The sequence below is a fragment of the Streptomyces sp. NPDC012888 genome (assembly GCF_042900645.1).
In the GTDB taxonomy this organism is placed as follows: domain Bacteria; phylum Actinomycetota; class Actinomycetes; order Streptomycetales; family Streptomycetaceae; genus Streptomyces.
In genome coordinates this window covers 9,533-17,771 of sequence record NZ_JBIBBM010000022.1, presented here as the reverse complement: position 1 = coordinate 17,771, position 8,239 = coordinate 9,533, and the positions used below count along the sequence as shown (strand labels likewise).

Genomic DNA, 8,239 nt, shown 5'->3' with positions numbered 1-8,239 from the left:
CAACCCCCCCAAACCACGCGCCCCGCCCGCACCCTTGCGCGCGTGGCGGCGCTGGTCCCCCCTCGCGGGGGCGCCCCCCCCCCCCGGGGGGCCCGCCCCCCCGCCCCCCCCGGGGGGGCGGCCCCCCCCCGGCAGGGTGCGCCCCTCGCCCGCCCAGTGCGCGATCAGCGCCCGGTAGATCGGGGGGTCGGGAAGCTGCTGAACCGATTCTTCGACGACCGGCCGAGCCGATCGCCGCCTTCTGCCGGTTGAGGCTTCAAGCAAGGTCATGCCAAGGCCAACGCCGGTCCCGCGTCACTGGTCACGGGGGCCTTGTGTTCGAGCGCTCCCCGGCGTGCCGTGCCGGGCTGTCAGGGATTGTCAGGAGGCTGGTCGCACAGCCGGATTCTGACGTACCGTCATATCCGCTGGACCCGCCGGGCCGTACACCCGGACGGGCCCGCGCACGCCCAGCCCCACCCGCCCGCGCCACCAGCGCCCAGGAGGTTTGCCGTGCCCGCGGACCGCCCCATAGCCCTCGACGAATACCCCATCCACCAGGCCCCGCTCTCGATGAAGCACATGGCCACCGGCGACCGCAACGCCTACGACCGCTGCATCTTCCACGTCTTCGACCACGCCGGCCGGGCCGTCCTCGTCCTCGGCCTCGGCGTCTACCCCAACGCCGGCGTCATCGACGCCTACGCCACCCTCCGCCTCGGCGACGAACTCCTCGCCGTCCGCGCCTCCGACGCCCTCACCGACGACCGCATGAACCTCTCCGTCGGCCCGCTCCGGATCCGCGTCGACACCCCGCTCAAGCAGATCACCCTCCAGTGCGACCCCGACCCCGCCGACCCCCTCGGCCTCTCCTGCGACCTCACCTGGACCGCCGAGTTCCCCGCCCTCTGGGAACCCCACCACGTCCAGCGCCGCGGCGACCGCCTCACCCTCGAAGGACGCCGCTTCGTCCAGGCCGGCCACGCCACCGGAACCATCCGCGCCAAGGGCCTCGACCTCACCGTCACCCCGGGGGAGTGGACCGGCACCCGCGACCGCAGCTGGGGCGTGCGCCCCCTGCCCGGCGAGGACGGCGGCCGCGCCGCCGAGGAACACCGCACCGAGGGCTTCCACTGGCTGTGGATCCCCGTCCGCTTCGACGACCGCTTCCTGATGGTCATCGCCCAGGAGGACGCCGGCGGCCACCGCACCCTCAACGAAGCCGTCCAGGTCTTCCCCGAGGACCAGGGCCGCCCCGACGTCCAACTGGGCTGGCCCCACACCGAGATCCGCTACCGCCCCGGCACCCGCCACCCCGTCTCCGCCGTCGTCCACCTCACCGAACCCGTCACCCGCAAACCCCTCGAACTCGGCGTCGAGATCCTCGGCTCCTCCCCGCTCGCCGTCGGCGCCGGCTACCCGCCCGCCGGCGACTGGCAGCACGGCAGCTGGCGCGGCCGCGGCTGGACCGACCGCCGTACCTACGACCTCTCCGACCCCGCCGCCCACCCCCTGGCCGCGTACGGCGTCACCGACCACTCCGCCCGCTTCACCCTCGACGGGCGCACCGGCCACGGCATCTTCGAACACGGCAGCTTCGGCCGCCACGACCCCAGCGGCTTCACCGACTACAGCTCCGTCGCCCCGTAGACAGCCGCCCAGCAGGAAAGGGGCCACCCCATGGCCACGGCACCGCGCCCCCGCACCACCACCCGCGAACCCGGGGAACTCGGCCGCCGCCTCGCGGCATGGCTGGACCACCACCTCCCCGGCGCCCGCGTCACCGGCACCTCCGTACCCGGCTCCAACGGCATGTCCAGCGAAACCCTGCTCTTCGACATCGAGCACCCCGACGCCCCGGTCCGCGCCTGCGCCCTGCGCCTCGCCGCCGACCCGGCCGCCTACACCGTCTTCCCCACCTACGACATGCCCCGCCAGCACCGCGTCATGAGCCTGGTCGCCGCACACACCGACGTACCCGTCCCCCGCGTGCTGTGGCTGGAAGAGGACCCCGCCCCGCTCGGCGCGCCGTTCTTCGTCATGGCCCGCGCCGAAGGCCGCGTCCCGCCCGACGTCATGCCCTACACCTACGAGGGCAACTGGCTGCACGCCGCGACCGACGCGCAACGGGCCGAACTCCAGGAGGCCAGCATCGGGCTGCTCGCCCGCCTCCACGACCAGTTCCCCGCGAAGGAAGCCGAGTTCCTCCTACCCCTCGACAGCACCGGCACCCCGCTGCGCCGCCACGTCGAAGCCCAACGCGCCTACTACGCCTGGGTGGTGAAGGGCCTCGCACCCTCACCGCTGCTGGAACGCGCCTTCGACGCGCTGGAGCGGCTCTGGCCCGCCGACGAGGGCGAATCCGTACTCAACTGGGGGGACGCCCGCATCGGGAACGTGATCTACCAGCCCGACGGATTCCGGCCCGTCGCCGTCCTCGACTGGGAAATGGCCGCGTACGCCCCGCGCGAGGTCGACCTCGGCTGGACGGTCTACCTGCACCGCTTCTTCCAGGACCTCACCGTCGCCTTCGGCCAGCCCGGACTCCCGGACTTCCTGCGCCGCGAGGACCTCGAACGGCGGTACGCCGAACTGACCGGACACACCCCGCGCGACATGGAGTTCCACACCCTGTACGCGGCGCTCCGGCACGGCATCGTCATGCTGCGGATCGCCTACCGGCAGGCCCACTTCGGGGAGGTCGACGTCCCCGCCGACCCGGACGGCCTGATCCTGCACCACGACAGCCTCGCCGCCATGGTGCAGGGCACCTACTGGTGAACCACCGCCGATCGACGGAGATTGACGCGCCGTCAGGCAGCGCGCACGTGCCGGCTCGGCTGCGGCTGCGCCGCGGCCCACCGCACCGGACGCGAACCGGGGCCACCGACGTGCGAGAACGGCTGCGTCCGCCAGTCCAGCCCCTGAGGCAGCGTCAACAGCACCACAGGCTCCAGCTCCAGGGGTTCGGCCGGACCGATGGCGGGGAGAGCGTCCCCCACCGGCCGGCCCGTCCCGGCGCACACGGTGAGCCCGAACGGGTTCCAGGGGGTCAGGCAGAGCGCGTGCTGCGGCAGGTGCTCCTCGTCGGCGACGAGCGCGATCGACTGGCCGCAGTCCGGGCACGTCGCGTGGTGGGTCTCGAAGGACTCGGCCTCTTCGAGATAGTCGTCGTCCTCGGCTTCGAGAAGTTCGAGGGGCTCCGGCTCGCTACGGCCGGTGCGCTTGGTGTTCGGCATGGTTGTACTCCCCCTTGGGTGGGCCGGGCGGGCATGTTCGGCCTCGGCCACAGCAAGCACTTCCCGCCATGCGGTACGAGTAACCACGACACCCCGCCACAGCAGTGCATACCCCTGTGGCATTCGTCACATGCCTGCCGCAGGTGCCCCGTGCGGTGAGACGGTACTGGGCGCGGACGCCGCCTGGGCCTTAGGTTGAGCGGCTATGAGCGCAATGGAGGATCTGGACCGCCAGATCGTGGATCTGCTCGTGCGCGACGGGCGGATGAGCTACACGGACCTGGGCAAGGCCACCGGCCTGTCCACGTCGGCGGTCCACCAGCGAGTACGCCGCCTGGAGCAGCGAGGGGTGATCCGCGGCTACGCCGCCGTCGTCGACCCGGAGGCCGTCGGCCTGCCGCTGACCGCCTTCATCTCGGTGAAGCCCTTCGATCCCAGCGCCCCGGACGACATCGCGGAGCGGCTGGCCGGCGTCCCGGAGATCGAGGCCTGCCACAGCGTGGCCGGCGACGAGAACTACATCCTCAAGTGCCGGGTCGCCACCCCCCTCGAACTGGAGGACCTCCTCGGCCGCATCCGCGCCCTGGCCCACGTCGCCACCCGCACCACGGTCGTCCTCTCCACCCCGTACGAATCCCGCCCACCCCGCATCTGACCCCGCCCGAGCGCAACGCCGCCCGCGCGGCTGTGGCTCCGCCGGTGCCCGCTCAATCGCCGCTCGGGCTTGATGGCGCGGCCCGGCGGGGTGTGGCCCTGCGGGCCGGTTCCGGGTGGACATATCCAGCGCCTCCGGCGTTTGAGGAGCGGGGTGCGGGGCGGAGCCCCGTGTGCCGGGGCGGAGCGTTGGCTGCGCGGCTGTGGGTGCGCTGGTGCCCGCTCAATCGCCGCTCGGGCTTGGTGGGGCCTGGCGGGGTGTGGCCCTGCGGGTCGGTGCCGGGGCGCATTTCCAGCCTCTCCGGCGTTTGAGGAGCGGGGTATGGGGCGGAGCCCCGTGTGTCCGGGCGGAGCCGGCTGCGCGGCTGTGGCCTCCCCGGGGCTGGCGGCCTGGCTTCGGGCCGGCTGCCGGCCCGGGCAGGGGCGGGCCGGGCCCCCGGTGGGGCGGGGGCGGCGGGCGACGCGCGAGACTGTGCGCATGAGTCATGGCGCGACCCCGCACACCCACACCCGCACCGTCCTGCTGCGCCGCGGCGAGGTGCACAGCCCCGCCGACCCCTTCGCCACCGCCATGGTGGTGGAGCGCGGCCACATCGCCTGGGTCGGCTCCGAAGGCGCCGCCGACGCCTTCGCCCAAGGCGTCGACGAGGTCGTCGACCTCGACGGCGCCCTCGTCACCCCCGCCTTCACCGACGCCCACGTCCACGCCACCTCCACCGGCCTGGCCCTGACCGGCCTCGACCTGACCCGGGCCGCCTCCCTCGCCGACGCCCTGGCCCTGGTACGGGACCACGCCCGGAACCGCCCCGCCGACCGCGTCCTGCTCGGCCACGGCTGGGACGCCGCCCGCTGGCCCGAGCGCCGCGCCCCGCACCGGGCGGAGCTCGACGAGGCCGCCGCCGGCCGCCCCCTCTACCTCAGCCGGATCGACGTCCACTCCGCCGTCGTCACCACCGCCCTCCTCGACCTCGTACCCGGCATCCGGCAGATCCCCGGCTTCGACGAAACCGAGCCGCTCACACGCGACGCGCACCACGCCGTCCGCGCCGCCGCCCTCGGCGCCGTCACCCCCGCCCAGCGGACCGAGGCGCAGCGCGCCGCCCTCCGGCAGGCCGCCTCACTCGGCATCGGCTCCGTCCACGAGTGCGGCGGGCCGGAGATCTCCTCGCCCGAGGACTTCACCTCCCTGCTGGAGCTGGCCCGCGAGGAACCCGGCCCCCGCGTCTTCGGCTACTGGGCCGACCGGGACCTCGCCCTCGCGAAGGAACTCGGCGCCGTCGGAGCCGCCGGCGACCTGTTCGTGGACGGCGCGCTCGGCTCGCACACCGCCTGCCTGCACGCCCCGTACACCGACGCCGCCCACACCGGCACCGCCTACCTCGACGCCGCCGAGGTCGCCGACCACGTCGCCGCCTGCACCGAAACCGGACTCCAGGCCGGGTTCCACGCCATCGGCGACGCCGCCGTCACCGCCGTGGTCGACGGGGTCCGCGCCGCCGCGGAGCGGGTCGGCCTCGACCGGATCCGGGCCGCCCGGCACCGCGTCGAGCACGCCGAGATGATGACCCCGGCCACCATCGCCGCCTTCGCCGAACTCGGCCTCACCGCCTCCGTCCAGCCCGCCTTCGACGCGCAGTGGGGCGGCCCCGACGGCATGTACGCCGACCGTCTGGGCGCCGAGCGGGCCCGTACCCTCAACCCGTTCGCGGCGATGCTGAAGGCCGGCGTGCCGCTGGCGTTCGGCTCGGACGCGCCGGTCACCCCCCTCGACCCCTGGGGCACCGTCCGCGCGGCCGCCTTCCACCGGACCCCCGACCACCGGATCTCCGTACGCGCCGCGTTCACCGCCCACACCCGCGGCGGCTGGCGGGCCGTCGGCCGTGACGACGCCGGCGTCCTGGTGCCCGGCGCCCCCGCCGACTACGCGATCTGGCAGACCGGGGAACTGGTCGTCCAGGCCCCCGACGACCGCGTCGCCCGCTGGTCCACCGACCCCCGTTCGGGCACCCCCGGACTGCCCGACCTCACCCCGGGCCGGGAACTGCCGGTGTGCCTCGCCACGGTGGTCGGCGGCCGGGAGGTGTTCGCACGGCCGCGGGCGTGACCGGCGCGTGCTCCGCGCGGGGGGCGCCGGACCGGCCCGAAGGGCTCCGGGCCCCGATCCGCTGTTCTAGAGTGGGGGTCTCCCGGACAGGACGTACGAAGGGGAACCAGTGAGCGACGGCGGTCAGCGGCGGTACGGGCCGCTCGGCACGACTCTGGTGATCATTCCGACCTACAACGAGGCGGAGAACATCGGGCCGATCGTCTCCCGCGTCCGGGCCGCCGTGCCCGAGGCGCACGTACTGGTCGCCGACGACAACAGCCCGGACGGCACCGGCAAGCTGGCGGACGAGCTGGCCGCCGAGGACGAGCAGGTGCACGTCCTGCACCGCAAGGGCAAGGAAGGGCTCGGCGCGGCCTACCTGGCCGGCTTCCGCTGGGGGCTGGAGCGCGACTTCGGCGTGCTGGTCGAGATGGACGCCGACGGCTCCCACCAGCCCGAGGAACTGCCCCGCCTGCTGACCGCCCTGAAGAACGCCGACCTGGTCCTCGGTTCCCGCTGGGTGCCCGGCGGCCGGGTGGTCAACTGGCCCAAGCACCGGGAGTTCCTCTCCCGCGGCGGCTCCACCTACTCGCGGCTGATGCTCGACGTGCCGATCCGCGACGTGACGGGCGGGTACCGCGCCTTCCGCCGGGAGACCCTGGAGGGCCTCGGCCTGGACGAGGTCGCGTCCGCCGGCTACTGCTTCCAGGTCGACCTGGCCCGGCGGGCGGTGGGCAAGGGCTTCCACGTGGTGGAGGTGCCGATCACCTTCGTGGAGCGCGAGTTCGGCGACAGCAAGATGAGCCGGGACATCGTGGTCGAGGCCCTGTGGCGGGTCACCACCTGGGGCCTGGGCGCCCGGGCGGCGAAGCTCGGCATCCCCGGCACCGGCTCGGCCCGCCCACCCCGCCCCTGACCTGCACCCTTAGGGGACGTCCCGTCCCTCCGGCCGACGCCGTACGGGCGGCCACCGGGCACACTGGGGGTATGACGACCGGAGCACCCTCCCCGACGGCCCGGCGCTCGAAGCGCCCCCGCACCCTCGTCCCCCTGGCCATCGCGGTCTGGGTGGTCCTGGAGGTCTGGCTGCTCGGCCTGGTCGCCCAGGCCGCCGGTGGCCTGTCGGTGACCCTGTTGCTGGCGGCCGGCCTGGTGCTGGGCGTGGTGGTCATCAAGCGGGCCGGGCGGCGCGCGTTCAAGAACCTCACCGGGACCTTCCAGCAGGCCCAGGAGGCGGCCCGGACGGGCCGCCCGCCGACCGCCCAGGAACCGGGCCGCGGCTCCGGCAACGCGATGACCATGCTGGCGGGCCTGCTGCTGATCCTGCCGGGCCTGCTGTCGGACGTGGCGGGTCTGCTCCTGCTGCTGCCGCCGGTACGGGCGCTGGCCGGCCGGCGGGCGGAGCGGATCCTGGACCGGAGGATGGCGGCGGCCTCGGCGGGCAGCTTCGGCAACGCGTACCACCAGGCGCGCATCCATTACCCGGACGGCAAGGTCGTCCAGGGCGAGGTCATCCGCGAGGACCACCCCGCCGACCCCGACCACCCCACCCGCCCCCCGCTCACCCCCTGACCCCCGCGCCTACGCCTCCGGCGCGCATGTCCAGCCCCTCCGGCGTTTGAGGAGCGTGCGGGGCGGAGCCCCGCGTGCCCGGGGGGAGCGCTGGCTGCGCAGCCTTGGCTCCGCCGGGGCCCGCTCAAGCGCCGCTCTGGCTTGACGGTGCGGCCCGGCTGCGCCATGTGGCCCGGGGTTCCGGCTGGTCCCGCTCAAGCGCCGCTCGGGCTTGGTGGGGCCTGGCGGGGGTGTGGCCCTGCGGGTCGGTTCCGGGTGGGGAAATCCAGCCCCTCCGGCGTTTGAGGAGCGGGGTTCGGGGCGGAGCCCCGTGTGCCCGAGCGGAGCCGGCTGCGCGGCTTGGCTCCGCCGGGGCCCGCTCAAGCGCCGCTCGGGCTTGACGGTGCGGCCCGGCTCCGCCATGTGGACCGGGGCTCCGGCTGGGCCCGCTCAAGCGCCGCTCGGGCTGGATTGGCCCGGCGGGGTGCGGCCCTGCGGGCCGGTGCCGGGTGGGCCTGTCGAGCTTCGCCGGCGTTTGAGGCGCGGGGGCGGAGCCCGGCGGACGGGCGGGGCTGGGCCGCCGGGCGGCCGCGGGCGGGCAGCACGAAGAGCCGCGGGGGGGCCCCCCCCCGGGGGGGGGGCCCCCCCCCCCGCCCCGCGGGCCCGGCCCCCCCCCCCGGGCCCCCCGCCCGGGGGGCCCCCCCCCGGGGCCCCCCCCACGTCTATTACC

General features: G+C 75.0%; 7 protein-coding genes. 6 read left to right on the top strand and 1 reads right to left on the bottom strand.

Annotation, left to right across the window (positions count from 1 at the left end):
- The first annotated feature begins 552 nt into the window (after window positions 1–552).
- Window positions 553–1,629, top strand: a complete 1,077-nt coding sequence (locus ACFY61_RS30285) for a hypothetical protein (RefSeq protein ID WP_389477396.1) — start codon at window positions 553–555, stop codon at window positions 1,627–1,629.
- Between the two features lie 30 nt (window positions 1,630–1,659).
- Window positions 1,660–2,760 carry a phosphotransferase family protein gene (locus ACFY61_RS30280; protein ID WP_389477258.1) on the top strand — a complete coding sequence of 367 codons (1,101 nt, stop codon included), beginning with the start codon at window positions 1,660–1,662 and terminating at the stop codon, window positions 2,758–2,760.
- A gap of 32 nt (window positions 2,761–2,792) precedes the next feature.
- On the opposite strand, the gene ACFY61_RS30275 is transcribed toward ACFY61_RS30280, so the two are convergent.
- Window positions 2,793–3,218, bottom strand: coding sequence for a hypothetical protein (locus ACFY61_RS30275; protein ID WP_389477256.1), 426 nt, complete (start codon window positions 3,216–3,218; stop codon window positions 2,793–2,795).
- A 214-nt stretch (window positions 3,219–3,432) separates the two neighbouring features.
- Between ACFY61_RS30275 and ACFY61_RS30270 the strand changes: the two genes are divergently transcribed.
- From ACFY61_RS30270 to fxsA, 4 genes are all read left to right on the top strand, one after another.
- The gene (locus ACFY61_RS30270) at window positions 3,433–3,873 is read left to right on the top strand and encodes an Lrp/AsnC family transcriptional regulator (protein WP_389477394.1); all 441 of its coding nucleotides are present in this window, start codon (window positions 3,433–3,435) and stop codon (window positions 3,871–3,873) included.
- Between the two features lie 477 nt (window positions 3,874–4,350).
- On the top strand, window positions 4,351–5,976 hold the full coding sequence (locus tag ACFY61_RS30265; protein ID WP_389477254.1) for an amidohydrolase: 1,626 nt from the start codon (window positions 4,351–4,353) through the stop codon (window positions 5,974–5,976).
- A 109-nt stretch (window positions 5,977–6,085) separates the two neighbouring features.
- Window positions 6,086–6,874: a polyprenol monophosphomannose synthase gene (locus tag ACFY61_RS30260; protein WP_389477252.1), complete on the top strand. Its 789-nt coding sequence runs from the start codon at window positions 6,086–6,088 to the stop codon at window positions 6,872–6,874.
- Window positions 6,875–6,945: 71 nt separating this feature from the next.
- Window positions 6,946–7,530 (top strand): FxsA family membrane protein, encoded by a 585-nt coding sequence (fxsA, locus tag ACFY61_RS30255; protein WP_389477250.1) that lies wholly within the window; start codon window positions 6,946–6,948, stop codon window positions 7,528–7,530.
- The last annotated feature ends 709 nt before the right edge of the window (window positions 7,531–8,239 follow it).

Excerpts from the sequence above, each read along its gene's own strand:
- ACFY61_RS30285 (WP_389477396.1), top strand. The coding sequence starts at position 553 with ATGAAGCACATGGCCACCGGCGACCGCAACGCCTACGACCGCTGCATC.
- ACFY61_RS30280 (WP_389477258.1), top strand. The coding sequence starts at position 1,660 with ATGGCCACGGCACCGCGCCCCCGCACCACCACCCGCGAACCCGGGGAA.
- ACFY61_RS30275 (WP_389477256.1), bottom strand. The coding sequence starts at position 3,218 with ATGCCGAACACCAAGCGCACCGGCCGTAGCGAGCCGGAGCCCCTCGAA.
- ACFY61_RS30270 (WP_389477394.1), top strand. The coding sequence starts at position 3,433 with ATGGAGGATCTGGACCGCCAGATCGTGGATCTGCTCGTGCGCGACGGG.
- ACFY61_RS30265 (WP_389477254.1), top strand. The coding sequence starts at position 4,351 with ATGAGTCATGGCGCGACCCCGCACACCCACACCCGCACCGTCCTGCTG.
- fxsA (WP_389477250.1), top strand. The coding sequence starts at position 6,946 with ATGACGACCGGAGCACCCTCCCCGACGGCCCGGCGCTCGAAGCGCCCC.